Origin of the sequence: Nocardia sp. NPDC004568 (genome assembly GCF_040609955.1) — a bacterium.
In the GTDB taxonomy this organism is placed as follows: domain Bacteria; phylum Actinomycetota; class Actinomycetes; order Mycobacteriales; family Mycobacteriaceae; genus Nocardia.
Genome location: NZ_JBEXLL010000041.1, coordinates 24647 through 49028 on the forward strand (window position 1 = coordinate 24647; position 24382 = coordinate 49028).

Here is a 24382-nt window from a genome sequence, read left to right on the forward strand (position 1 = left end):
CTCATCGCTCGATGACCGACAGTTCACCGCCGATCCGGACGAAGGCCGTGGGCGTGAGTCCGAACATCGCCCGGAAAGTATCGCTGAAATGCGACGGCGAGGCGAACCCCGCGTCCACGGCCGCCCGCGTCAGATCGTGACCCGCCGCGTGGGAACGCGCGATGTGCACCATCCGCGCCCATTGGACGTAGCGCCGGAAGCTGGTCCCGGTCTGCGCGGCGAAGGTGCGCAGGAAATACGAGGTCGACAGGCCGACCTCGCGAGCACAGTCCGCGGCACGGTAGGGGCGGGCGGGATCGGCCCGGATCGTGGCCGTCGCCGCGGCGATCCGCGCGTCCCGGATCACCGGCAGAGGGACGCTGGCCAGTTCGAGGAGCCGCTCGATATCGGGTTCCGGACGCCGGCACAGTGCGACCAGTTCGCCCTCGTCCCGGTGGGCATACACGAACTCGCCGGTCCCCCGGGTCATTCCGCCGAGACAGCGGCTCAGCCGCGCGCTCGTCGGATCGAAGAAACAGAACAGCATCCGCCCCTGCGTGCCGGTCACGTGATGGACCACCCGCGCCCGGAACAGGAAACTGCGCGCGGTGATGTCCACCGTGGCCCCGGCGCGCACCCGGAACGGCGCGTCCACGCCCACCCCGAGCGAGGGAAGGGCAGTGGAGTGCGGAGCCAGGCCCAATCCGGGGCCCAGGTAGACGGCGTGCCCGGAACGCACCCACAGCCGCGCCGTCGCGGGCGCGGCGCACGTTTCCGGAAGTGCCGAGGTGGTCATACGGGCGACGATACCGGCGTGTGCTCGACCGGTCCGCCGAACGAACCCCCCCATCCACCCAGGAGTCAGCCGATGACGACCGATCGCCTCGACCATTCCCCACGCCGGGTGCCGGCGGCGTACGAGACCACCGTGGACGGCGCCCGCCTGTGTTACACCGCAGCGGGTTCCGGGGACCCGCTGGTGCTGCTGCACGGCTGGCCGCAGTCCCATCTGGCCTGGCGGGAGCAGATCGGGCCGCTGTCCGACAGCCGGCGGGTGATCGCGCCGGACTGGCTCGGCTGGGGTGGTTCCGCCCGCGATACGGCGCTGCCCTGTGATTACGACAGCGAGGTCGACCGGCTCGCGCGGATGCTGGACGCGCTGGAACTCGACCGGGTCGACCTGGCGTGTCACGACTACGGCGGCTTCCTGGGGCTGGGCCTGGTCCAGCGCCACCCCGACCGGGTCCGGCGGCTGGCGATCCTCAACTCGCGGGCCCACGGGACCTTCGTCGCGCGCTATGCCCTGCTGTTCGGCGCGTTCACCACCGCCGCCCGGCACGGACTCGGCCGGCGCCTGATCGCGGCGCCCCCGATCCACGCTGTGCACCGCTGGGGCCTGCACCGATACATACGGAACGGCACCTTCACGCCCGCGCGACTCGAGCAGTACCTCGAGATGTTGCGCACGCCGGAGGGACGCCGCTGGTACGCGCATTTCTGGGCCGGGTACCGAGTCCGCGTCCGCCCGGAACTACGTGCGCGCCTGAGCGAAATCGGCTGTCCCACCACTGTCGTCTGGGGGACCCGGGACCCGGCGATCCCGCTGACCACCGCCGAAGAACTCGCACGCAGTATTCCGAACGCCGAACTGGTGCGTATCGACGCCGACCATTTCCTGATGGAACAGCGCCCGGAGGAGGTCACCGCGGCACTGCGGCACTGGTTGCGGCGACCCGCGCGGTGAGTACCGGGCCACCGGCATGTGGTGACGGGCCCCGGCCACCGGTAGGCGGTGGCCGCCGAAGCACAAGTTACGCGGATCAACCAGACCGACAAAGTGCGCGGGGACAACCGAACCCACAGCACCCAGCCACAACCGAACCATCGGCGTCGTGCACGACCGCGGCGGTAGCAACCGAGGACATGAGTGCGGGCCACCGGGGTAGCCCGCACTCATGAACCCACGCGGACACCGGGTCCGGCGGGCCGCCGCATCGCCGCGCCCCCGGACGCGACCGCGGGGCGACGCCCGCGGACCTCGCGGTGAGAGGCCGGTGACTCGATCATGACCCTGCACATCGGCACCTCCGGCTGGCAGTACCGGGACTGGCGCGGTGTGCTCTACCCGGACCGGTGCCCGCAGCGGTTGTGGCTCGAGCACTATGCCGCGGGGTTCGCGACCGTCGAGAACAACAACGCCTTCTACCGGCTGCCCGCCCGGGAGACCTTCGCGGCCTGGCGCGAACGGACACCCGACGATTTCGTGGTCGCGGTGAAGGCCAGCCGGTTCCTCACCCATATGAAACGGTTGCGCGATCCCGAAGAGCCGGTCGCGCGGCTGCTGCGCCACGCGGGCGGTCTGGGACCGCGGCTCGGGCCGGTACTGCTGCAACTGCCCGGGACGTTGCGCGCCGATCCCGGTCTGCTCGACGCGTGCCTGGACTGTTTTCCCCGCGATATCCGGGTCGCGGTGGAACCCCGGCACGATTCGTGGTGGTCGTCGCGCATCCAGGGTGTGCTCGAGGACCACGGCGCAGCTCTCTGCTGGGCGGACGCCGGCTCGCGCCCGGTGACCCCGCACTGGCGGACCACCGACTGGGGCTATCTGCGGCTGCATCGGGGCCGCGCGGCACCGGCGCCCCGCTACGGGACGCGCGCCCTGCGCACCTGGGCCGAGCGCCTCACCGCGACCTGGTCCGACGCCGCGGACGTCTTCGTCTATTTCAACAACGACCCCGGTGGCGCGGCCGTCCGGGACGCCGTCGCGTTCGCGGCGATCGCCACGCGGACCGGTGCCACGGTGACACGGACACCCACCGGCGTTCTCCCCGAGCCCGCGGCCTGAGCACGCGCCGCGCCGGCGCGGTTCCGTTTCCCGCGCGCTCCCGCGGGTACCGCGCCCGGGTCCGACGCCGACCGTACCGCGAGCGGGACTCGCGGTGGCCATCGACGACTACAGCGTTCGGAGGAGAACCATGGAGATCGGCTACAAACTCGCTGCCGAGGGCTTCGGCCCCGCCGAACTGGTCCGGCAGGCCGTCCGCGCCGAAGCGGCGGGCTTCGATTTCGTCGAGATCAGCGACCATTTCCACCCGTGGCTCGACGACCAGGGCCACTCCCCCTTCGCCTGGACCGTACTCGGTGCCATCGCCGCCGAGACCGAGCGGATCGGGCTCGCCACGGGGGTCACCTGTCCGACCGTGCGGTACCACCCCGCGATCATCGCGCAGGCGGCCGCCACACTCGCGATCCTGTCGGAGAACCGGTTCACGCTGGGTCTCGGCGCCGGTGAGCGTCTCAACGAACACATCGTCGGTGAAGGGTTCCCGGTCGATGTCACCGGCCGCCACCAGCTGCTGCGGGAAGCACTGGAGATCATCCGATCACTGTGGGAGGGCGGATACCGTTCCTACGACGGCCGATTCCTGAAACTGTCCGACGCCCGCGTATTCGACCTGCCCGACGAGTTGCCGGTGATCGCGGTGGCCGCCGGTGGCAGCCACGCCGCCACGATCGCGGGCGAACTGGGTGACGGGTTGTTCGCGACCGAAGCGAAACCGCACCTGGTCGCGGACTTCGAGGCCGCCGGCGGTACCGGCCCCCGCTACGCCGAGGTGCCGATGGCCTGGGCGCCCGACGAGCACACCGCGGCCCGGGCCGCCCTGGACACTTCGCGCTGGGCGCTCACCGGGTGGAAGGTGATGAGCGAACTGCCGAACCCGGTGAACTTCGCGGCGGCATCGGAGACGGTCCGCGAAGAGGACATCCTGGAGAAGTTCGCCTGCGGGCCGGACCCGAAGCGCTACCTCGACGTCGCGCAGCCCTTCGTGGATGCCGGTTTCGATCATCTGGTGATGCAGAACGCCGGACCCGATCCGGACGGTTTCATCGATTTCTACCGCGCGGAACTCGACGAATCGCTGCGCAAACTGAGCCCGCAGCCGGCCTGACCGGCACCGGTACCCGGGCCGCCCGGCCCCTGCGCCGGGCGGCCCGCGATTTCGCCGGACCCGGATTCAAACGGCTGTGGCCGGGTACGCGGCTGCCGTGAATGGCATGAGTATCAGAGAAGTAGCGCAACGACCCGGACCGTTCGCCTCGCTGTACATCGACGCCGAACACGACACCGAGGACGCCGAGAAGCAGCGCGCGCTGCGCTGGCGGGCCCTCGCCGAGCGGCTGGCCGCCGAGGGTGCCCCGGAGCAGATGATCACGGTGCTCGGCGCGGCGGTCACCGGCGGTCCGCCCGAGCCGGGACGCGCCGGCCGGTTCCTCGTCGCCGACGCCGAGTCCGTACTCATCGACCGCCGATTGCCCGCGCCTCCGCAACCGGAAATCGTGCGGGTGTCGGCACTGCCGTACCTGCTCCCACTCATCGAGCACGAGGCCGGCGAGGTCCCGCACGCGGTGGCGGTCGTCGACCGGGTGGGCTCGGACATGTACGGCGTCGACGAACACGGCGAGGTGGTCGAGGAATCCGTCGAGGGCAGCGGACATCCGGTGCACAAGGTCCGGCACGGTGGCGGCTGGTCGCATCGCTCGATGCAGCGGCGAGTGGAGGAGACGGCCCGGCGCAACGCCGGCGAGGTCGCCGAGGAACTCACCCGTGTCGCCCAGCGTGTCCACGCGCAGGTGGTGGTGCTGGCCGGGGAAGCCGACACGCGGTCCGCGGTCCACGGCGCGCTGGGTTCCACCGGCGCGTGGGTGGTGGAACTCGACACCGGCAGCCGCGCCGGAGGTTCCCACGACAGCGCACTCGACGACGCCGTCCGTGAACTCGTCGCCGACCAGGCCGACCGGCAACGCGCGGAGATCACGGCGCGATTCGACAAGGCGCACGGCCGCGACGAAGGCCTGGCCGTCACCGGGTTGTCCGAGACGGTCTGTGCCCTGCTGGCCGCCAACGCGGAGAACGTGCTGATCAACGCCGACGCACTCGGTGACCGCACCGTCCGTATGGATCCCGGGCCGCTGCGCGACCCGTCCGCCCTCGGTGCACCGGGCACGGCCACCGAGACGACCTGCCGCGCCGACGAGGCGCTGCCGGTGGCGGCGCTCGTCCGCGGCGGCACGGTAACGCTGGTCGGCGGGGAGACCGCACCACCAGAGGGGGTGGGGGCGCTACTGCGCTACGCCTGAACCCCGCTCGCAAGTAGGCAGGAGAACGAGATGGAACGAGGAAGCAGCAAACACGGTCCGGCCCGCGACGACGAACTGGCCCACGAACTGGAGGGCACGCTGCGCGGTAATCGGTCGAGCCGGGCCGAGGAATGGCACGACCCGGAACCCCCGGCCGACGATGACAACCTGGCGAACGAGCGCGTGGACCGGACCGAACGCCGCGACCGCGGCACCTGACCGGCGCGGCCGGCACCGCGCGCCGCCGATCGCGCTCGCGCGGCGCCGGCCGATGCACACAATCCGTAGGTAGGGACAACGGCGATGAATTCGCGGGCCTACTGTCGGATCATGGGCATCCGGGCCGTCGTTCTCCCGATCTGCACTGCCGCGGTGCTCCTGCTGTCCGCCTGTACGACGGGCTCGATCGAGCCCGCCCCCGGACCTGCGGTCGCCGCCGCCCGCGTGGACAGGGTGCGAGGCGACCTCGACGCGCTGGTCCGCTCAGGTGCCGTCGGGGCCCTCGCCACGCTCACCGAGAACGACGCGACCACCGTCGCCGTCTCCGGCCTCTCCGATATCACCGCGGGAACCCCGATCCCCGCCGATCATCCCCAGCATGTCCGGGTCGGCAGCATCACCAAGGCTTTCACCGCCACGATCGTGCTGCAACTGGTCGCCGAGCACAGGATCGACCTCGACCGGTCGATCGACGCCTACCTGCCGGGTCTGCTCACCGGTGCCGGGGTGGACGGGCAGGCCATCACCGTCCGCCAGATCCTGGGCCATCGAAGTGGACTGCCCGAACTCCCCGTCACCCCGGAGGTGAACGAGTACGAGGCGGCACGGACCGGCCGCACCTACACCCCCGCACAGGAGATCGCGGCCGCCCTACGGGATCCCGCGCAATTCCCCCCCGGCACCCGATTCGAGTACACGAACACCAACTACATCGTCGCCGGGATGTTGATCGAGGCGGTGACCGGACACCGTTACACAGATGAGCTGCGCGCGCGCATTCTCGTTCCGCTGGCCCTGTGGGACACCTACCTGCCGGCCACCGGAGAAACCGGTCTACGCGACCCACATCCGACCGGCTACGCCACCGTCGACGGCACGGTCACCGACGAGACCCGGGTGGAGCCCTCGGTCCCCTGGGCGGCCGGCGCGCTGGTCAGCACCGGCGCCGACCTGAACCGGTTCTTCCTCGCGCTGCCGACCGGGCGGGTGGTGCCGCGGGCCCAGCTGGCGCAGATGCTCGACGGGACCGATATGGGCCGCGGCGACGGGATGTCCTACGGGCTCGGCATCGCCTACACCCGGCTACCGTGCGGCCTGCGGTATGTCGGCCACCTCGGCAGCATCCACGGCTTTTCCGCCATCTCCGGCGCCGCCGCCCCCGGGCTCGCGGTCACCTACTCCTTCACCGGTACACCCTCCACCGTGGACACCCGCACCTTGCTCACCCACGCACTGTGCGGGTGAGCAGGCCGGCCTGTCCGTCCACCTCACCCGCCGGTGGCACCACACCGTATGCCCGGCCGCCCCGTGGGGCGGTCAGGACGGCATCTCGGCGGCCTGCGCGGTGTCGATCACGCCGAAGGTCTCGCCCTGCGGTGCGGTGAGCACGCCCATCCGGCCGAAGGGGCTGTCGTCGGGCCCCATCAGCAGCGTCGCGCCCAGACCGGTCGCCGAGGCGAGGATCGCGTCGGTGTCCTCGACCTGGAACCAGCTCAGCCAGTACGACGGCCCGGCGCCCGGATTCTTGGTGGAATCGTTCAACCCGCCGACCGGCTCCCCGTCGGGAGCCAGGGCGAAGGTCGCGTAGTCGACGTTCACGCCGTCGCCGATCTCGGTGAACGTCCAGCCGAACACCTCTGCGTAGAACTCCTGCGCGCGCTGATAGCCGTCGGTGTGCAGTTCGTTCCAGCAATAGGCTCCCGGCTCGTTGTAGACCGCCGCGCCGAAATGCTGCTTCGCCTGCCACACCCCGAACGCCGCGCCGGTCGGGTCGGTGGCCACCAGCATCCGCCCGACATCCAGTACATCGAACGGCGCCGCGAGCACGGTGCCGCCGGCCGCCACGATCGCCTCGGCGGTGTCGTCGGCATTGTCGGTGGCGATATAGGTTGTCCATACCGAGGGCATGGGTTGCCCGGGCGGTTTGGGGCCGATTCCGGCGACCGGGCGGCCGTCGCGCAGCGCCATCAGGTAACCGCCGGCTTCGGGCGTGCTCTCGGCGATCTCCCAGCCGAACAGAGCGCGGTAGAACTCACGGGCGCGGTTCGTATCGTCGACCTGGCAGTCGGTCCAGCACGGGGTGCCGGCCGGCCAGGGAGTTTCACGTATCGGCATTGCGAGTGTCCTCCGTGTTCCGTTTCGGGTTCGCGCGAGTCGAGCGATCACAGGCCGAGGTGGCCGGATGGGACAGGCTCGGATGAGGCAGACGCCGCACGACCCGCGGCAGATATCGCGCCGCGGTCCGTGGCGAGCCCACCGTATCCACCGGGCGGCGGGTGGGCAACCACCGCGCGGCGCCGGCGGCCCGCGGCTCGGCGGTTGCCTATATCGTGAGTATGTGCTCATAATGTGAATCCGCTGTGGCCTGCGTCACGAGAGGCTTCCGTGCCGCCAGCACGAAAGCAACGTTCGGCCCGGTGCGACTCGATGGGATATGCACATGTCAGACCTTGCAACGATGGTCAACACGGGCGCCGCGGTCCTCGCGGTGGTTGCGCTGATCATCCGATTCAAAATCAATCCGGCGGTGGCGCTGGTCCTCGGTTCGGCCTATCTCGGGCTCACCGCGGGCCTGGGCACCGAGAAGACGGTCGAGACGATCGCCACCGGTTTCGGCGACATCATGGCCGAGGTCGGGTTGCTGATCGCCTTCGGCGTGTTGACCGGCGCCATGCTCCAGGAGACCGGGGCCATCGAACGCCTCGTGCGCGCCTTGATCCGGGTCTTCGGTGACAACCGGATGCCGTACGCGCTCTCGCTCACCGTCGCCACCGCGCTGCAGTCGATCTACCTGGACGTGCTGCTGGTCATCTCGGCACCGCTGGCCCGCAATGCCGCCGCCAAGATGGACCGGAAGGGCACCGCCCGCATGGCCACGGCGCTGGCGATCGGCGGTGAATGCGGCATCGTGCTCATGGTGCCCGGTGTCGGCGCGCTGGCCCTGGCCGGACTGCTCGGCGTCCCCCTCGGCAAGATGCTGCTGTTCGGCCTGCTCCTGGTGATCCCCACGGTCGCCGTCGCGGTCGCCGTCATGAGTTTCCTGTTCGACCGCGGCTGGTGGAACGAGGAACGCGACGAACAGCCCTATCCCACCGGCGACGGGCCCGCCGGTGACGCGCAGCCCCGATCCGGCGGCGACCGGCCCGCCGCGGACGACGCGGAACTCCGGCCCGGTGCCGCCGACGAGGTATCCGGCAGCGGACGCGCCGGTTCCGGAGTAACCGTCGCGGCACCCGGGCGGACCCGGGCCGAAACCCCGCTCCCGCTGCTGATGGCACCGCTGCTCACCGCCCTGCTGCTCATCGCCGTCGGCGCGGTCCTGGATGTCGCCGAGATCCACAATCCCGTGATCGAATTCCTCGCCACCCCGGTCATCGCCCTGCTGATCGGACTCGTCGGCACGAGCATCGTGGGCCGCCGCAGCGTCGGCATCGACCGGATCCAGCGTTGTCTCACCACCGGCTTCCAGGAGAGCGGGCAGATCCTGGTCCTGACCGGGGTCGGCGGGTCACTGGCCGCCACCATCACGGCCACCGGCGTCGGCGATATCCTCGGCGACTACTTCACCGCGAGCACCGCGGCGCCCCTGCTGATGGTGTGGGCGATCGCGGCGGTCCTGCATATCGCGGTCGGGTCGGTGACGCTCTCCGCGATCACCGCGGCCGGCATCCTCGCACCGGTGGCTCCGGCGCTCGGGATCGACCCCGTGCTGATCGCCTTGGCCGCCGGGGCCGGATCGCTGTTCGCCGTGCACGTCACGAGCAATACCTTCTGGCTGCTCCAGTCGCTGATGGGGCAGACCACCCGCGGCACGCTGAAAACGTGCTCGGTGGGGGTCTCCGTCGCCTCGGTGGTGGCGATTGTGCTCATCATGCCGCTGAGCCTGGTCCTGTGACACGCGGAAACGAGAGGGAGAACATGCGCAACGAGCCCGTCCGGCCGCTGGCCGGTATCCGGGTCCTGGAACTCGGCAACTACATCGCCGCGCCGACCGCCGGCCGGATGCTCGCCGATTTCGGGGCCGAGGTGATCAAGGTCGAACGTCCGGTGACCGGCGACGAACTGCGCCGCTGGCGCCTCTACGGTGGCGAGACCTCCATGCTGTACCGCACGATCAACCGCAACAAGAAGTCGATCGTGGTGGATCTACGGACCGAGGCGGGACGCGCCCTGATCCTGGATCTGGTGCGCGAATGCGATGTGCTGCTGGAGAACTTCCGGCCGGGGACACTGGAGAAGTGGGGGCTGGGCCCCGAAACACTGCAGGAAGCGAATCCGGATGTGGTGATCACCCGGATCTCCGCGTACGGGCAAACCGGACCGCAGGCCGCGCGGCCCGGTTTCGCGGCGGTGGCCGAAGCGGTCGGCGGGCTGCGCGAGCTCATCGGCGACCCGGACCGGCCGCCGGTGCGCACCGGTGTGTCCATCGGCGATTCCATCGCCGGTATCTACGCGGCGTTCGGCACCGTGATGGCGCTGCTGCAGCGGGCTCGCAGTGATACCCCGATCCCGTTGCCGGAACGCATCATCGATGTGGCGCTCAACGAGTCGATCCTGTCGGTGATGGAATCGCTGATCCCCGACCATCTCGCCTACGGGGTGCGCCGCGAACGTGTCGGCGGCCGGATGGAGGGCATCGCGCCCAGTAACGCCTACCCGTGCAGCGACGGCACCAGCATCATCGTCGCGGGCAACGGCGACGCCATCTTCGGGCGCTATATGGAGACCATCGGCCGCCCCGACCTGGCCGCCGACCCGGCACTGCGCGACAACGCCGGACGCTGGGCCCGCCGCGACGAACTGGATGCCGCGATCGCCGACTGGACGAGCCGGCACACCCGCGCGGAGGCGCTGCGGCTCCTCGACGCGGCGGGCGTACCGTCCGGCCCGATCTACACCGCGGCCGATATCTGCGCCGACGAGCAATACGCCGCCCGGAACATGATCCAGCACTTCGAGGTGGACACGGGCGCGGACGCACCCGCCATGGTGGGCTTTCCCGGGATCGTCCCGGTGATCGGCGAGGCCTCGCTGCCGATCCGTACAATCGGCCCCGACCTGGGTGAACACACACGCGAAGTACTCGCCACGGTACTGCGCCTCACCGACGACGAGATCGACGCCGTCACAGGCGTTCCGGAAGCAGGGGTTACGGTATGAGCTTCACCTACACACCGGCGGCGCGGCTGCGCGATGTGACGCTGCGCGACGGGTTGCAGCTCACCGGCAAACCGCTGGATACCGAACGGAAGGTGGCGCTGGTCCGCGAACTGCTCGCACTCGGTGTCCCCGAGCTCGAGATCGGCTCCATGGCCCGCCCGGACCTGGTGCCGCCGCTGGCCGATTCGCTCGACGTGGTCGCCGCGCTGACGCCGGACGAACTCGCGAAATGCTGGGTATGGGTGGCCATACCCCGGCATATCGAGAAGGCGGCCGCGGCGGGCGCGCGTAATTTCCAGTACTGCCTGTCGGCGTCGGACTCGCACAACAAGGCCAATATCGGGCGCACCACCGAGGACAGTGTCGCCGCCATGCCCGCGGCGGTCGAGCTGACCCGCGACTGCGGGGGCACCATCCAGCTGTGTATCGCGACCGCGTTCACCTGCCCTTTCGAAGGGGTCGTCGATCCGGCCCGGGTGCTGGGTATCGCCGCCGATCCGCGGACCGACGGCGCCGCCGATATCGTCCTCGCCGACACGCTCGGCCAGGCCGTCCCGGCCCAGGTGCGACAGCTCGTCGAAGGCGTCCGCGCGCACACGCCGCCGCGCCGCATCGTCTACCACGGTCACGACACATGGGGCCTGGGCGTCGCGAACACCTTGGCGGCCATCGACGCGGGCGCCACGCTGGTGGACGGCTCGCTGGGCGGCCTGGGCGGCTGCCCGTTCGCCCCGGGCGCGAGCGGTAACACCGCGACCGAGGACCTGCTGTTCGCCACCCGCCCCGACTGGCTCACGCCCGCCATCCTGGCGTCCGTGGTCGAAACGGGAGAGGCGCTCCTCGCCGACCTGGGTGAACCCAATCGGTCCAAGACCGCGCAGGGCGCCCGCTCGAAGGCCCGGGCCTTCGACTGGGTGATCGGCGAGCAGTCGTGACGGTCGCGGATTTCCTCGTCACCACCGCCCTTCCCGATCCCGGCATGCGGCTGCTCGAAGCCGCCGGATCGGTGACCGTGGCCGAGACCCGGATGAGCCGGGAGCAATTGGCCGACGCCTGCGCGTCCGGGGACCACCGCGTGGTGGTGGCGCAGTTGCGCGACGAATTCGACGCGGAACTGCTGGACCGGGCGAAGATCACCGGAATCAGCAATTTCGCGGTGGGATACAACAATATCGATATCGCGGCGGCCACCGCGAACTCGATCGTCGTGGGCAATACCCCCGGCGTCCTGACCGACGCGACCGCCGATATCGCCCTGCTGCTGATCCTGGCGGTCGCGCGCCGGTGTGTGGAGGCCGATACCTTCGTGCGGTCCGGGGAGTTCCACGGCTGGCAACCGGAACTGCTACTGGGCCGGGATGTCAGCGGCCGGACCCTGGGTCTGGCCGGTTTCGGCAGGATCGCCCGCGCCACCGCGCGCCGCGCGCTCGCCTTCGGTATGACCGTGGTGTTCGCGCCGCGCCCGCCCGGGGATCGAGTGGTGAGCCAGGAGGAACTCGGCGAGTTCGCCGGACGGGTACAGCAGCTGCCGTGGCCCGAACTGGTCGCCACCAGCGATTACCTCTCGCTGCACGTACCGTTGAACGCCCAGACCCGCCATCTGGTCGACGAATCCGTACTCCGGTCGATGAAACGGTCGGCCATCCTGATCAATACCGCGCGCGGACCGATCGTCGACGAGCGGGCGCTGGTCACGGCCTTGCGGGACGGCACCATCGCGGGCGCTGGGTTGGATGTGTACGAGGACGAACCGCGACTGGCGCCGGGCCTGGCCGAACTACCCAACACCGTACTGCTGCCGCATATCGGGAGCGCGACGGTCCCGGTGCGCGCCGAGATGGCCCGCCGCTGCGCGGAGAACGCCGTCGCCATGCTCCGCGACGAACTGCCGCCCTACCCGGTCAATCCGGCGGCGCGGGCGAGTTGACCACGGCGGGCCCGGGGTCGGCGACCGGAATCCGGCCGCCGAGGGTGCGGGTGACCTGCTCGGCGTAGCCGACGAGCAGGTCCACCCACGCCTCGCATTGCGCCAGCGGCATCCGGAGAGTGGGGCCGCTGATCGTCAAGGCCGCCACCGTCTTTCCCGCCGCGTCGAATATCGGCGCGGACAGCCCCGAGGCCGAATCCTCCCGTTCTCCGGCGCTGATCGCGTACCCGTCGGCCTTCGCCCGGGAGATGAGGGATCGCAGTTCCCGCGGGCTGGTGACGGTGCCCTCGGTCAGCGGTTCCAGTGGAGCCGCGAGGACCTGCTCGGCGAGTTCGGGGTCCCAGGCCAGCAGAATCCGGCCCGCCGAACCGGCGTAGAGGGGAATGATCTTGCCCACGTACATGTCCCGGCGCAGCGCGTGCCGGGTCTCGGCGATGGCCACGCATACCCGGAAACCGTGTTCGGCACGGAAGACACAGGCCGTCTCCCCCGTCTCGTCCCGGATCTCGCGCAGGACCGGGTCGACGATCGCCAGCAGGTCCAGGCCCTTGACCGCGGTCGCCGCCCAGTAGCTCATCCGCAGCCCGACCCGGATCCGGTCCCCCGCCCGATCCAGCAGGCCCTGCGCCACCATATTAGTGACCAGCCGCTGCACCGTGGACGTCGGCAGCCCGGTGGCCTGCTGGATCTCGCCCAGTGTCAACGACGGCCGCGCCAGGGAGAAGGCATCGAGGATCTCGGTGATCTTCCCCAGTACCAGCAGCGGCTGATGATTCGCGGCCGCACCGCCGTCTTGCCTCGACATAGCGCCGAATCTACGCGGTGTCCGGCCCACGCGACGCCGGACGCCGCCGGTGGTCACCGGCACAGACCTCCGCGTGGTGGTCGCGGCGGGCGCGGTGACCTCGACACCGGCAGCAGTTCGGGGGCAGACCGCCGGCGTACCGGGCGTTCAGGCCGCGCACACCGTTCGTCGAGACGGGTGCACCGCCTCGACCGGAGGCCACCGCGATATGCCGACCCGACCCCGGTGGCCGCCGGCGCGGGGCTACCCCGGCGCCGACGGCGCGGACCACGGCGGGCATCCGCGGCCTCGGCCGGTCAGACCTTCGCGAGCTCGGGTTCGGGATGCTCGCTGTCGCCGTTTCCGCCGGGCGCACCGGACCGGTTGGGCAGCAGGATCGCCGTGACGATCACCACCAGCGACAGCGCCGTCGACACCACGAAGGCCAGCCGCATCCCGTCGAGTTGCGCGGTGAGCGCATCGATACCCGTGGCCTGTAGCGCGCTGGTGCGACTCGCCATCACGGTGACCACCAGCGCCGTCCCCAATGCGGCGGCGACCTGCTGCAGGGTGCCCAGCATGGAACTGCCGTGCGAGTAGAGGTCCTCCGGCAGGGCCCCGAGCGCCAGGGTGAACACCGGCGTGAAGGCCGCGGCCAGCGACAGCATGAGCAGGATGTGCAGGGCCAGCAGCTGCCAGTACGGCATGGTGACCGAGATCTGGGTGAAACCGGCCAGCGCGGCGGTGATCCCGATCGCCCCGGGGATCACCAGGATCCGGCCGCCGAACCGGTCGAACAGCCGGCCGATCACCGGCCCGAGCAGACCCATGGCCAGACCGCCGGGCATGACGAGCAGTCCGGTCTCCAGCGGCGACAGACCGCGCAGGTTCTGCAGGTACAACGGCAGCAGCATCATCGAGCCGAGCATGGCCAGGAACGCGACGGCCATCAGGACCAAGGCCATGCTGTAGGTGCGCGAACGCAGGATCCGCAGATCCAGCAGCGGGGTGCCGTTGCGCTGCAACCACAGCTGCCGTGCCACGAACAGCCCGATCAGGGCGACGCCGGCGAGGGTGATGAGGACCGGGGTGGCGACCGTGCCCGCTTCGAACCGGCTCAACCCGTAGACCAGGCTGCCGAAACCGAGCGCGGCGAAGACCACACTGAACCAGTCGATCGAGCCGGTCTCCGGTTCCCCGATGTTCTCCAGCCGCCGCAACCCGAACCAGGTGACCGCACCGGCGATCGGCAGCACCAGCACGAACAGCCAGCGCCACGACCCTATCTGCAGCACCAGACCGGAGAGTACCGGCCCCATGGCCGGAGCCACCGAAATGGCCAGGGTGACATTGCCCATGACGCGGCCGCGGTCGCGGTCGGGCACCACGGTCATCAGCGTCGTCATCAGCAGCGGCATCATCACCGCGGTACCGCCGGCCTGGATGATCCGCCCGACGAGCAGTACCGCGAAGGAGGGCGCCACCGCAGACAGCGCCGTACCCGCGAGAAAGACCCCCATGGCCAGCGCGTAGGCCCTCCGGGTGGTGACCCGCTGGAGGAACCAGCCGGTGACCGGGATGACGGCCGCCATGGTCAGCATGAAGGAGGTCGACACCCACTGCGCGGCCCGCTCGGTGACGTGGAGGTCGTGCATCAGCCGCGGGATCGCGTTGATCATGATGGTCTCGTTCAGGATCACCACGAAGGTCGCGATCACCAGCAGCCGGACGACGGCCGGGGTACCTCCGCCGTTCCGGCGAACGGATAACAGGGCGGGCATCGGTTACCTCCGGAGGTCGTGAGCATCTGGCATCGGCCGGGCGGGGTCGTCGATGACCGGTGCCAGGCTTACGTGAGAACAGACGAGTGAGCGGCGCTCGGCTCATCGGTGACGCGCCAGTTTTTCTTACGGCTGTGCACGAGATCAATCACTTTTCCGGCGCCCGTATTCCCGGTCACATCCCGATCGCCCAGCTCGCGGCGGCCCGGCCACGACCACGCCGGACGCCGATATGAGCGAGGTCACGTGAGCTGCTCGGACGCATCGCAGGCGAGCTACCGGAAAAGTCCCAGTTGCTGTGCCGCGATCTCGAGGTCCTTGTCGCCGCGCCCGGAGAGACACAGCAGGACCACCGAATCGGCGGCCAGTTCACCACGCTCGGACAGCTCGAGCAGACACCCCACCGCGTGTGCGGATTCCAGGGCGGGGATGATGCCCTCGCTGTGCCCGAGAGCCTCCATCCCGCGCAGTGCGAAAGCATCGGTGACCGGGACCGCGGTCAGGCGTCCACTGTCCTCGAGATGGCTGAGCTCCGGGCCCACACCCGGGTAGTCCAGACCCGCGGCGACGCTGTGCGTCCCGGCGATCTGCCCGTCGTCGTCCTGCAGCAGGTAGCTGAACGTGCCGTCGATCTCGCCGGGGCTGCCGGCGGTCAGCGACGCCGCATGCGCGCCGGTCTCCATTCCGCGCCCCGCGGCCTCCGCACCGAGCAACCGCACCCCCGGATCGGCCACGAAGGGGCGGAACGCGCCGAGGGCATTGCTGCCGCCACCGACACAGGCGATCACGTAGTCGGGTAATCGGCCCTCGGCGGTCAGGATCTGGGACCGCGCCTCCGCTCCGATGGGGTGCTGGAAATCCCGCACGATCCGCGGATAGGGGTTGGGCCCGGCCGCGCTGCCCAGCAGGTAATGGGTGGTGTCCACCTGCGACACCCAGTCGCGGACCGATTCGGTGATCGCCTCCTTGATCCGCCGGTTGCCGGTGTCCACCGCCCGCACCTCGGCGCCCAGCAGTCGCATCCGGATCACATTGGCCCGCTGCCGTTCCATATCGACGGCACCCATATAGACGGTGCAGCTCAAACCGAGCATCGCGCCGACGGTCGCGACAGCCACCCCGTGTTGGCCCGCGCCGGTTTCGGCGACGAGGCGGCGTTTGCCCATGCGCCGGGCCAGTAAACCCTGCCCCAGCGCATTGTTGATCTTGTGTGACCCGGTGTGGGCCATATCCTCCCGTTTGAGATAGACCGTCGGCGCCGGCGTACCCAGTCGGGCCGCGAACCGCGGCACCGGGTGCAACAGCGTGGGCCGGCCGACCCGGCTGCGCAGCAGGCCGGTCAGCTGCCGGACGAACGCCGGATCGGTGCGGGCCACCTCGTAGGCGCGCTCCAGGTCGAGCAGGGCGGCCATGAGACCTTCGGGAACGTATCTCCCGCCGAATCTTCCGAATCGACCACGCTCATCCGGGAAATCCCCGGGACGTAGGGTATTCTGCGCGACCCCGTGATCGACGACCATCCAGCACTCACATTCCCTGTTCCCACTCCGCCGCGGAAAGTCTGTATGCCCGGCGCGAGCGCCGCGTCACCTCTCGGCTACGGATTAGTTAACAGTACTAAAGGAATGGGTTTACGGCGCGCCTTCTCGTCACACGCAATCGGAGTCTTCCGCTCCGCGAGAATTGACCCCTATTGTAGGATTGTCAACAATCCGGCCTGACTCGACCGGCCGCCGTCAGGGAGGAGCGTCCCACCGTGCTCACGGAAGCCACACTCACCGCCGCCGAACGGGAAGCCGTCGCGTCGGTACCCACCGGCCTCTTCATCGACGGCCGCAGCCGCGAGACCGCGAAGACCATGCCCGTCCTCGATCCGGCGACCGGAGAGCTGCTGTGCGAAGTCGCCGACGCCACCCCCGAGGACGGTCTGGCCGCGCTGGACGCCGCCGCGGCCGCCCAGGCCGACTGGGCGCGCACCGCGCCCCGTGAGCGCAGCGAGATCCTCATGCGAGCCCATCGCCTGCTGCTCGACGACGCCGACCGCCTCGCCCTGATCGCGACACTCGAAATGGGTAAGCCGCTGGCGGAGGCCCGCGGCGAGATCACCTATGCCGCGGAGTTCTTCCGCTGGTTCGCCGAGGAGGCCGTACGCCTCGACGGTGGATACATGCCCGCCCCGGGCGGGGGTTCCCGGTTCCTGGTCACCAGGCAGCCAGTCGGGCCGAGCCTGCTCATCACGCCCTGGAACTTCCCGATGGCCATGGGCGCCCGCAAGATCGGGCCCGCCCTCGCCGCCGGCTGCACCAGCGTGGTCAAACCCGCGGAACAGACCCCGCTGTGCACCCTGGCGCTGGCGCGGATCCTGCACGAGGCCGGTGTTCCGGCCGGCGTGGTGAATGTGGTGACCACCTCGGACCCGGGCGCGCTGATGACCCCGCTCATCCACGACCCGCGCTCGCGCAAACTGTCCTTCACCGGCTCGACCGCGGTGGGCAAAAAACTGCTCGAACAGTGCGCGCGCACCGTCATGCGCACCTCGATGGAACTGGGCGGCAACGCCCCGTTCCTGGTCTTCGACGACGCCGACCTGGACGCGGCGGTCGACGGGGCGATGGCGGCGAAGATGCGCAATATCGGCCAGGCCTGCACCGCGGCGAACCGGTTCCTCGTCCAGCGCGGGGTGGCCGCCGAATTCGCCGAGCGGCTGGCCGCGCGGATGGGAGAGCTGCCGCTGGGACGCGGCACCGAACCCGGCGTAGTGGTGGGCCCGCTGATCGACGCCGACGCGGTGACCAAGGTGACCGAGCTGGTCGCCGACGCCCGGGCGCGCGGCGCCCGCGTACTGCTGGGCGGTGAACCGCTCGACGGTCCCGGCCACTTCTATCCGGCGACCGTCCTGGCGGATGTCCCCGACGCGGCGCAGATCTGCCATACCGAGGTGTTCGGGCCGGTCGCGAGTATCGCGACCTTCGATACCGAGGACGAGGCCGTCACCCGCGCCAACGACACCCCCTATGGTCTGGTGAGCTATGTCTACACCGAGGGTCTGCGGCGTGGGCTGCGGATCAGCGAGGCGCTCGACACCGGAATGGTCGGCCTGAACCAGGGTGTCGTATCCAATCCGGCCGCGCCGTTCGGCGGGGTGAAAGAATCCGGTCTCGGCCGCGAGGGCGGCCTGGTCGGCATCGACGAATTCCTCGAGATCAAATACATCGGAGTGCCACTGTGAATTCCTATCGGATCGCGACGATCCCGGGCGACGGTATCGGCGTGGACGTGACCGCCGAGGCGGTGAAAGTTCTCGACCGGGTGCTGCCCGGCATCGAATGGACCGAATTCGATTGGTCCTGCGAGAACTATCTGCGCACCGGCGCGATGATGCCCACCGACGGGCCGGAGCGGCTCGCCGGGTTCGACGCGATTCTGCTCGGTGCCGTCGGTTTCCCCGGAGTGCCCGACCACATCTCGCTGTGGGGTCTGCTCATCCCGCTGCGCCGGGCCTTCGGCCAGTACGTCAACCTGCGCCCGGTGCGGTTGCTGCCCGGCACCACCTCGGCGCTGCGCGACCGCACCGCCGCCGATCTGGACCTGCTCATCGTGCGCGAGAACTCCGAGGGCGAGTACTCCGAGATCGGCGGCCGGCACAATCCCGGCCGGCCGGACGAATTCGTTCTGCAGGAGTCGGTTTTCACCCGGGTCGGCTGCGAACGGATCATCCGGTACGCCTTCGACCGGGCCACCGAGCGCGCGGGCCGTGTCTGCTCGGCCACGAAATCGAACGGTCTCATCCACTCCATGCCCTACTGGGACGAGATCTTCGAGCGGATCGCCGCGGAGTACCCGGCCGTGCAGACCCGGCAGATGCACGTCGACGCGCTGGCCGCCGAGATCGTGCTGCATCCGGACCGGCTCGATGTGATCGTCGGCTCCAACCTCTTCGGCGATATCCTCTCCGACCTCGCCGCCGCCGTCACCGGTGGGCTGGGGCTGGCGCCCTCCGGCAATATCAACCCCGCCCGGGACGCACCGTCGATGTTCGAGGCGGTCCACGGCAGCGCGCCCGATATCGCGGGTCAGGGCATCGCCAACCCGGTGGCGCAGATCCTGGCGGGCGCCATGCTGCTCGATCATCTGGGCGAGCACGTCGCGGCGGCGGCGGTCGACCGGGCGGTCACCGATGTCCTCGGCAGCGGCGGGCCGCGCACCCCCGAAATCGGCGGCACGGCGACCACCACCGAGGTCGGTACCGAAATCGCCGACCGGGCGTCGGCGCTGCTGCACGCCTGAGCAGCCGGCCGCGAGAGCCGGTGTCGCGGCCGGGTTCCGGGCAGCGGTACCGGCGAGGTGGGTAGGCGCCCGATTCGGCAGATCCGGGATCGGCGCCGGGCACCGCGGTGCCGGGCCGGACGAGGCCTACCCCGCCGGCATCGGAACTCGATGCGGGAGTGCCGACTCCGGCGATCTTCCTGCCGAAGCCGGTAGGCACAACGGGCACAGCACCACCGGGACTCGGGAATGTGCGGGTCCGCGCAGCAGGGCCGCTATGGTCCCCAGCGCGATGGGCGCACACGCCGGGTGGTCGGCGCCCGATAGAGTCGGTCGCCATGAGGCTGTGCACGGCATCGACCGGTCGGAGGAGGCAACCGCCACCCGGCGGCGGTTCGATCCGATTCCCGGCGTCCTTCGGGCATCGGGTTGTCGATCCGCCGCGTCCCGAAGGGGCGCGAGGGTCCGTGGCGATCGGCGGGGTCGCGGTGTGACGATCCTGATCTGTCCCGACAGTTTCAAGGGCACCTACACCGCCGCCGAGGTCGCCGACGCCATCGCCGGGGGTGCCGAGGAAACAGGCGCGACCGCGGTGCGCCTCCCGGTCGCCGACGGCGGTGAAGGCACCCTCGCCGCCCTCACCGAGCCGCTGGGACTTCACCCGGTGACGGTCGCGGCCCGCAATCCGTGGGGTGCCCCGTGTGAGGCCACCTTCGGGCTGTCCGACGACGGCGTCGCGGTGATCGAGATCGCCGCGGCCAGCGGTGTCACCACTGCGCACTGTGGTCCGCGTGATCCGGTAGCCGCGAACACCTACGGCACCGGCATGCTCATCGCGGCGGCGGTGCGGCGCGGGGCGTCGCGGATCGTGGTCGCCGCGGGCGGTTCGGCCACCACCGACGGGGGCATGGGAGCGATCGCTGCCATCGAGGACGCCGGCGGTCTCGGCGGGGCTGCGATCACCGTGCTCACCGATGTCACCACCCGCTATGTGGACGCGGCCCGGGTGTTCGGACCGCAGAAGGGAGCCGACCCGGCCACCGTCGAACTGCTGGCCCGGCGGCTCGCCGAGACCGCGCGTACTCTGCCCCGCGATCCGTCCGGGGTCGACGCGACCGGAGCGGCCGGGGGATTCTCCGGCGGCATGTGGGCACAGTACGGGGCCGAACTGCGCTCCGGCGCGGAGTACGTGCTCGACAGCGCGGGATTCGACACCCTTGCCGCACAGGCGAGCACCATCGTCGTCGGCGAAGGGCGGCTCGACGGGCAGACCCGGGCCGGCAAGATCATCTCGGCGATTCTCGGGCGGGCCGGAACCACCCCGGTGTACGCGGTAGTGGGTTCGGTCGGTGACGATCTGGGTGATTACCGGTCCCGTTTCGCCGAGGTCATCGTGGCCTCCGATACCGAGGCCATGCGGGCGGCCGGGCGGCGGATCAGCACCGCCGCGCCCTGACGGCAGGAACGAACCCGAGCCGGCCGCGAAGTCCCACCGTCCACGGCATCCCGATGGTCATCCTGCTCACCGGGGACGGCTCGATATCGACGCCCTGTACAGGGCGTCGACGACGGAATGGGAGAGGGCCGCCGACTCCGGGCCACCGTTCAACCGGCGGTATCGACCTCGGGTGGGAAGCCGCCCGTGGCGATCGGCCCCCAGCGCTCGATATCGATGCGGATGAGTGATTTGCCCTGGCGCGCCATCGCGGCCCGGTATTCGTCCCAGTCCGGGTGCTCACCGGCGATACCGCGGTAGTAGTCGACCAGACCGTCGAGCGCCTCGGGCATATCGAGTATCTCGGCCCGGCCGTCCACCTGCACATAGGCATCGTCGAACTCGTCGGAGAGGACACAGATCGACACCTGCGGTTCGCGGCGGATATTGCGGGTCTTGGCCCGGCGCGGGTAGGTGGATACGACGATCCGGCCCTGCGGATCCAGCCCGCAGGTCACCGGTGACATCTGGGGGCGGCCGTCGGCGCGGGTGGTGACCAGCACGCCGTGATGGCGCGAACCCAGGAACGCCAGCAGGTCGGCCTCGTCGACGATGGTGGAGGTCGCGATACGCGGCATGGAGACCTTTCGAGACGGATCGGTACTCGGGCGGTGCACTCGCAGCATAGGTCACCGTCCCGGTCACGGAGTCGACCGTTGCCCGGACCCCGCACACCCGGCACCACGTCCACCGCCCGCCGAGACCGCCGGCGCACCGGTCACCCCAGCGCACCAGTACCCGAGCTCCGCGCACCCGCCCCACCTGCAACGCCGGATATTCGGATCACCGCGTGCATCGTCGCGCTGGTTCCACGTACCGGGCATAACCAGGCGGATCACGGAACCCGGCCGGCATACCGCGACGCCCGGAGACCCGTCCGCCGGCTGATTCGCCCGGCCCCCGGCGGGTAACGCTGGGCAGCAGCCGGATACCGCCTCGCGCCACCGGCCCCAGTACCCGCGACAGGAGCACGATCACCATGCGCGCCACCGACCCACAGCATCCTTTTCCGGAACCGCATCCGGCGCCGGATCCCGAGCCCACGCCCCCGCTGCCCGCCCCCTCGCCGGAACCCCGGCCCCGCGAACCGCAACCGCCGGTTCCGGGACCATCGCCAGAGCCGCAACCGCCTGCCCCGGGACCATCCCCGGAGCCGCAACCGCCCGTCCCGGGACCATCCCCAGAGCCGCAACCGCCTGCCCCGGGACCATCCCCGGAGCCGCAACCGCCCGTCCCGGGACCATCCCCAGAGCCGCAACCGCCCGTCCCAGGACCATCGCCAGAGCCGGTACCGCCCGCACCCGGGCCCATACCGGGGCCGGCACCGGATCGCCCACCCCTGCCGGACCCCGGACACCCGGTCCCGCCGCCCCCTTTCCCGGCGGCCGGGGAATCGGACCCGACCGGCCCCGCGCTGGTGATTCAACCGCCGCCGAGCGGGTATTCGGGGCAACGTCCCTGGTCGCAGGCTCGACAGGAAGGACATGACCATGGTCGCCGGACACAACGATCCCGATAAGAGTCACCCCGTGAGTGAGCATCGTTTCCCCGACGACGCACGGACGACCCGTTCGCACGCCGGAGAAACCATCGAGGACACCCGGAACTGGCCGGGCATCATCCTCGGCGCCATCGGCATCATCCTGGTGGCGCTGACCCTCACCGCCGCCGGCTACGGCTTCGCCGGCTGGGCCGTTATCGCCGGAATCGTCGGCGTGATCTGCCTGATCGCCGGCGGGCTGATCGTGGTCGCCGAACACCGGCGCATCAAGCTCCAAGAAGGCGCGACCCTGCGTGAGCCCCGTGGCCACTGAGCGCCGCATGGACCACTCACGTACGCCGTTGCTCGACGCGCTCGGTGAATACCAGCGGCTCGGCCGGTACGGCTTCACGCCCCCGGGGCATCGCCAGAGCCGCGGCGTGGACGAACGGGTGGCAGCGATCATCGGCGCGGACGCGTTCCGCGCCGATGTGCTGGCCACGCCGGGTGTCGACGACCGGTTGTCCCGCGGCGGCTATCTGTCCCGGGCCGAGGAGTTGATGGCCGACGCCGTGGGCGCGGATCAGACCTTCTTCGCCACATGCGGCAGCTCGCTGTCGGTGAAGGCGGCCATGATGGCCGTAGCGGGCGGTAACGAGAACGGTCTGCTGGTGGCCCGCGACAGCCACAAATCGATCGTGGCCGGGCTCATCTTCTCCGGCGTGCTGCCGCGCTGGATCACCCCGCGCTGGGATGCCGAACGTCATCTGTCGCATCCGCCGTCACCGGAGCAGGTCCGCCAGGCGTGGGAGAAATACCCTGAGGCGGCGGGCGCGCTGATCGTCAGCCCCAGTCCGTACGGGACCTGCGCCGATATCGCGGGGATCGCCCGGGTGTGCCATGAGCGCGGCAAACCGCTCATCGTGGACGAGGCCTGGGGTGCTCATCTGCCCTTCCATCCCGACCTGCCGACCTGGGCGATGGATGTGGGCGCCGATATCTGTGTGGTGAGTGTGCACAAGATGGGCGGCGGGTTCGAACAGAGCTCGGTCTTCCACGTGCAAGGTGACCTGGTGGATCCGGTCCGCCTGCGTCACTGCGTCGACCTGCTCATGACCACGAGCCCGAATGTGCTGATCTACTCGGCCCTGGACGGATGGCGCCGCCAGATGGTCGAGCGCGGACAAGACCTGCTCGATGCCGCGCTGCGCACCGCGCGCCGCACCCGCACCGAGCTGAACAGTATCCCCGGCATCCAGGTCATGGAGAACGAACTGCTCGGTGCGGAGGCCTCCCACGATCTGGACCGGCTCCAGGTGCTGCTGGACGTCTCCGGAACCGGCGCCACCGGGTACGACGCCGAGGACTGGCTGCGCCGGGAACGGTTGATCGATATGGGTCTCAGCGATCACCGGCGGACCCTCGCGACCATCTCCTACGCCGACGACGACGAAACGGCCGATATGCTCATCGAGGCGATCGGCGAGTGGCGGGCCCAGCTGACCGACGCGACTTCCCCGCACGCTCTCTACCTCCCCGCACCGCACGAACTGCAGCTGGACACCGCGATACTGCCCCGCGACGCGTTCTTCGGCTCCACCGAGATGGTGCCGGTGGAGGAGGCGGCCGGCCGGGTCGCGGCCGAACAGCTCACGCCCTATCCACCCGGTATCTCCGTGGTGGTGCCCGGGGAACGCCTCGACCAGGGAGTGCTGGATTATCTGCGCACCGGTCACGAGATCGGGCTGAACATCCCGGATGCCACGGACCCGGAGCTCAAAACGGTCCGGGTCGTGGCGTGAGCGCACCGGCCCGCGACAACGCGGTGGTTGAAGCCGCCGGACCCGGGTAGGCGCACAGGTATGGAACTTCTCGTCATTCTCGCGATCGCGATACTGGTCGCCGTGGTGGTCGGGTTCCGGTGGTTGAAGGGGCAGAGGCCGAGTACCCGCGACGCTCCCGACAACGAAGGCAACCCGCACCGCGACGACCACCGACCCGCGTAACCCCACCGATTCGCGCCGCTACGCCCGGTCCGGTGGCCGCTTCACGGCCACCGGACTCGGCGTTGCGCTCGTCCGTTGGATCGGTCGTACGCCGTGTACCCGGTCCCGGCGTACCCCGGGCCGTAATTCCACTCGGTGCTCCATAC

Annotated in this window: 22 protein-coding genes; 16 read left to right on the forward strand and 6 right to left on the reverse strand. The window is 70.1% G+C overall.

The window, feature by feature from the left end:
- Position 1: 1 nt before the first annotated feature.
- Positions 2-775, reverse strand: a complete 774-nt coding sequence (locus ABZV91_RS19150) for an AraC family transcriptional regulator (RefSeq protein WP_355243200.1) — start codon at positions 773-775, stop codon at positions 2-4.
- 72 nt (positions 776-847) lie between these two features.
- Between ABZV91_RS19150 and ABZV91_RS19155 the strand changes: the two genes are divergently transcribed.
- The 6 genes from ABZV91_RS19155 to ABZV91_RS19180 all read left to right on the forward strand — a co-directional run bounded on the left by ABZV91_RS19155 (position 848) and on the right by ABZV91_RS19180 (position 6582).
- Positions 848-1723 (forward strand): alpha/beta hydrolase, encoded by an 876-nt coding sequence (locus ABZV91_RS19155; protein ID WP_355243203.1) that lies wholly within the window; start codon positions 848-850, stop codon positions 1721-1723.
- Positions 1724-2044: 321 nt separating this feature from the next.
- The gene (locus ABZV91_RS19160) at positions 2045-2824 is read left to right on the forward strand and encodes a DUF72 domain-containing protein (RefSeq protein ID WP_355243206.1); all 780 of its coding nucleotides are present in this window, start codon (positions 2045-2047) and stop codon (positions 2822-2824) included.
- A gap of 130 nt (positions 2825-2954) precedes the next feature.
- The gene (locus tag ABZV91_RS19165) at positions 2955-3929 is read left to right on the forward strand and encodes a TIGR03557 family F420-dependent LLM class oxidoreductase (protein ID WP_355243209.1); all 975 of its coding nucleotides are present in this window, start codon (positions 2955-2957) and stop codon (positions 3927-3929) included.
- Positions 3930-4035: 106 nt separating this feature from the next.
- A complete protein-coding gene (locus tag ABZV91_RS19170; protein ID WP_355243212.1) occupies positions 4036-5118 on the forward strand; it encodes a Vms1/Ankzf1 family peptidyl-tRNA hydrolase in 1083 nt (360 codons plus the stop codon).
- A 30-nt stretch (positions 5119-5148) separates the two neighbouring features.
- Positions 5149-5337, forward strand: coding sequence for a hypothetical protein (locus ABZV91_RS19175; protein WP_355243215.1), 189 nt, complete (start codon positions 5149-5151; stop codon positions 5335-5337).
- Positions 5338-5448: 111 nt separating this feature from the next.
- The gene (locus ABZV91_RS19180; protein WP_355243218.1) at positions 5449-6582 is read left to right on the forward strand and encodes a serine hydrolase domain-containing protein; all 1134 of its coding nucleotides are present in this window, start codon (positions 5449-5451) and stop codon (positions 6580-6582) included.
- Positions 6583-6654: 72 nt separating this feature from the next.
- Here ABZV91_RS19180 and ABZV91_RS19185 read toward each other — a convergent pair whose 3' ends face one another.
- The gene (locus ABZV91_RS19185; RefSeq protein ID WP_355243221.1) at positions 6655-7452 is read right to left on the reverse strand and encodes a VOC family protein; all 798 of its coding nucleotides are present in this window, start codon (positions 7450-7452) and stop codon (positions 6655-6657) included.
- A 325-nt stretch (positions 7453-7777) separates the two neighbouring features.
- On the opposite strand from ABZV91_RS19185, the gene ABZV91_RS19190 reads away from it, so the two are divergent.
- Genes ABZV91_RS19190 through ABZV91_RS19205 form a run of 4 tightly spaced genes read left to right on the forward strand, consistent with a single transcriptional unit; the run spans position 7778 to position 12424 of the window.
- Entirely contained in the window at positions 7778-9232 is a 1455-nt protein-coding gene (locus ABZV91_RS19190; RefSeq protein ID WP_355243224.1) for an SLC13 family permease, read from the forward strand.
- Between the two features lie 23 nt (positions 9233-9255).
- Complete coding sequence (locus tag ABZV91_RS19195) at positions 9256-10497, forward strand: CoA transferase (protein ID WP_355243227.1); 1242 nt, start codon at positions 9256-9258, stop codon at positions 10495-10497.
- Positions 10494-11432, forward strand: coding sequence for a hydroxymethylglutaryl-CoA lyase (locus ABZV91_RS19200; protein ID WP_355243230.1), 939 nt, complete (start codon positions 10494-10496; stop codon positions 11430-11432). The genes ABZV91_RS19195 and ABZV91_RS19200 overlap by 4 nt, the downstream gene beginning before the upstream one ends.
- On the forward strand, positions 11429-12424 hold the full coding sequence (locus tag ABZV91_RS19205; protein WP_355243232.1) for a D-glycerate dehydrogenase: 996 nt from the start codon (positions 11429-11431) through the stop codon (positions 12422-12424). Before ABZV91_RS19200 ends, ABZV91_RS19205 begins: the two co-directional genes overlap by 4 nt.
- On the opposite strand, the gene ABZV91_RS19210 is transcribed toward ABZV91_RS19205, so the two are convergent.
- From ABZV91_RS19210 to trpB, 3 genes are all read right to left on the reverse strand, one after another.
- Positions 12399-13229: an IclR family transcriptional regulator gene (locus ABZV91_RS19210; protein WP_355243235.1), complete on the reverse strand. Its 831-nt coding sequence runs from the start codon at positions 13227-13229 to the stop codon at positions 12399-12401. The genes ABZV91_RS19205 and ABZV91_RS19210 overlap by 26 nt on opposite strands.
- Positions 13230-13525: 296 nt before the next feature.
- Positions 13526-14989 (reverse strand): DHA2 family efflux MFS transporter permease subunit, encoded by a 1464-nt coding sequence (locus tag ABZV91_RS19215; protein ID WP_355243237.1) that lies wholly within the window; start codon positions 14987-14989, stop codon positions 13526-13528.
- 275 nt (positions 14990-15264) lie between these two features.
- Positions 15265-16509 (reverse strand): tryptophan synthase subunit beta, encoded by a 1245-nt coding sequence (gene trpB / locus ABZV91_RS19220; protein WP_355243240.1) that lies wholly within the window; start codon positions 16507-16509, stop codon positions 15265-15267.
- 338 nt (positions 16510-16847) lie between these two features.
- Between trpB and ABZV91_RS19225 the strand changes: the two genes are divergently transcribed.
- The 3 genes from ABZV91_RS19225 to ABZV91_RS19235 all read left to right on the forward strand — a co-directional run bounded on the left by ABZV91_RS19225 (position 16848) and on the right by ABZV91_RS19235 (position 20711).
- Complete coding sequence (locus ABZV91_RS19225) at positions 16848-18218, forward strand: NAD-dependent succinate-semialdehyde dehydrogenase (RefSeq protein ID WP_355243286.1); 1371 nt, start codon at positions 16848-16850, stop codon at positions 18216-18218.
- Complete coding sequence (locus tag ABZV91_RS19230) at positions 18215-19276, forward strand: tartrate dehydrogenase (RefSeq protein WP_355243242.1); 1062 nt, start codon at positions 18215-18217, stop codon at positions 19274-19276. Before ABZV91_RS19225 ends, ABZV91_RS19230 begins: the two co-directional genes overlap by 4 nt.
- A gap of 469 nt (positions 19277-19745) precedes the next feature.
- The gene (locus ABZV91_RS19235; protein ID WP_355243244.1) at positions 19746-20711 is read left to right on the forward strand and encodes a glycerate kinase; all 966 of its coding nucleotides are present in this window, start codon (positions 19746-19748) and stop codon (positions 20709-20711) included.
- Positions 20712-20860: 149 nt separating this feature from the next.
- Here the strand turns inward: ABZV91_RS19235 and ABZV91_RS19240 are convergent, their stop codons facing one another.
- A complete protein-coding gene (locus tag ABZV91_RS19240; RefSeq protein WP_355243247.1) occupies positions 20861-21328 on the reverse strand; it encodes a PPOX class F420-dependent oxidoreductase in 468 nt (155 codons plus the stop codon).
- A 951-nt stretch (positions 21329-22279) separates the two neighbouring features.
- Here ABZV91_RS19240 and ABZV91_RS19245 point away from each other — a divergent pair.
- The 3 genes from ABZV91_RS19245 to ABZV91_RS19255 are packed head-to-tail and all read left to right on the forward strand — an operon-like array spanning position 22280 to position 24236.
- On the forward strand, positions 22280-22564 hold the full coding sequence (locus ABZV91_RS19245; RefSeq protein ID WP_355243250.1) for a hypothetical protein: 285 nt from the start codon (positions 22280-22282) through the stop codon (positions 22562-22564).
- Positions 22565-22571: 7 nt separating this feature from the next.
- Positions 22572-24032 (forward strand): ornithine decarboxylase, encoded by a 1461-nt coding sequence (locus ABZV91_RS19250; RefSeq protein WP_355243253.1) that lies wholly within the window; start codon positions 22572-22574, stop codon positions 24030-24032.
- Positions 24033-24092: 60 nt separating this feature from the next.
- Positions 24093-24236 carry a hypothetical protein gene (locus ABZV91_RS19255; RefSeq protein ID WP_355243256.1) on the forward strand — a complete coding sequence of 48 codons (144 nt, stop codon included), beginning with the start codon at positions 24093-24095 and terminating at the stop codon, positions 24234-24236.
- Positions 24237-24382: the final 146 nt, after the last annotated feature.

Bases quoted from the DNA above. Each gene is read 5' to 3' on its own strand.
- ABZV91_RS19150 (WP_355243200.1), bottom strand. From the start codon at position 775: ATGACCACCTCGGCACTTCCGGAAACGTGCGCCGCGCCCGCGACGGCG.
- ABZV91_RS19155 (WP_355243203.1), top strand. From the start codon at position 848: ATGACGACCGATCGCCTCGACCATTCCCCACGCCGGGTGCCGGCGGCG.
- ABZV91_RS19160 (WP_355243206.1), top strand. From the start codon at position 2,045: ATGACCCTGCACATCGGCACCTCCGGCTGGCAGTACCGGGACTGGCGC.
- ABZV91_RS19165 (WP_355243209.1), top strand. From the start codon at position 2,955: ATGGAGATCGGCTACAAACTCGCTGCCGAGGGCTTCGGCCCCGCCGAA.
- ABZV91_RS19170 (WP_355243212.1), top strand. From the start codon at position 4,036: ATGAGTATCAGAGAAGTAGCGCAACGACCCGGACCGTTCGCCTCGCTG.
- ABZV91_RS19175 (WP_355243215.1), top strand. From the start codon at position 5,149: ATGGAACGAGGAAGCAGCAAACACGGTCCGGCCCGCGACGACGAACTG.
- ABZV91_RS19180 (WP_355243218.1), top strand. From the start codon at position 5,449: ATGGGCATCCGGGCCGTCGTTCTCCCGATCTGCACTGCCGCGGTGCTC.
- ABZV91_RS19185 (WP_355243221.1), bottom strand. From the start codon at position 7,452: ATGCCGATACGTGAAACTCCCTGGCCGGCCGGCACCCCGTGCTGGACC.
- ABZV91_RS19190 (WP_355243224.1), top strand. From the start codon at position 7,778: ATGTCAGACCTTGCAACGATGGTCAACACGGGCGCCGCGGTCCTCGCG.
- ABZV91_RS19195 (WP_355243227.1), top strand. From the start codon at position 9,256: ATGCGCAACGAGCCCGTCCGGCCGCTGGCCGGTATCCGGGTCCTGGAA.
- ABZV91_RS19200 (WP_355243230.1), top strand. From the start codon at position 10,494: ATGAGCTTCACCTACACACCGGCGGCGCGGCTGCGCGATGTGACGCTG.
- ABZV91_RS19210 (WP_355243235.1), bottom strand. From the start codon at position 13,229: ATGTCGAGGCAAGACGGCGGTGCGGCCGCGAATCATCAGCCGCTGCTG.
- ABZV91_RS19215 (WP_355243237.1), bottom strand. From the start codon at position 14,989: ATGCCCGCCCTGTTATCCGTTCGCCGGAACGGCGGAGGTACCCCGGCC.
- trpB (WP_355243240.1), bottom strand. From the start codon at position 16,509: ATGGTCGTCGATCACGGGGTCGCGCAGAATACCCTACGTCCCGGGGAT.
- ABZV91_RS19225 (WP_355243286.1), top strand. From the start codon at position 16,848: ATGCCCGTCCTCGATCCGGCGACCGGAGAGCTGCTGTGCGAAGTCGCC.
- ABZV91_RS19240 (WP_355243247.1), bottom strand. From the start codon at position 21,328: ATGCCGCGTATCGCGACCTCCACCATCGTCGACGAGGCCGACCTGCTG.
- ABZV91_RS19250 (WP_355243253.1), top strand. From the start codon at position 22,572: ATGGACCACTCACGTACGCCGTTGCTCGACGCGCTCGGTGAATACCAG.
- ABZV91_RS19255 (WP_355243256.1), top strand. From the start codon at position 24,093: ATGGAACTTCTCGTCATTCTCGCGATCGCGATACTGGTCGCCGTGGTG.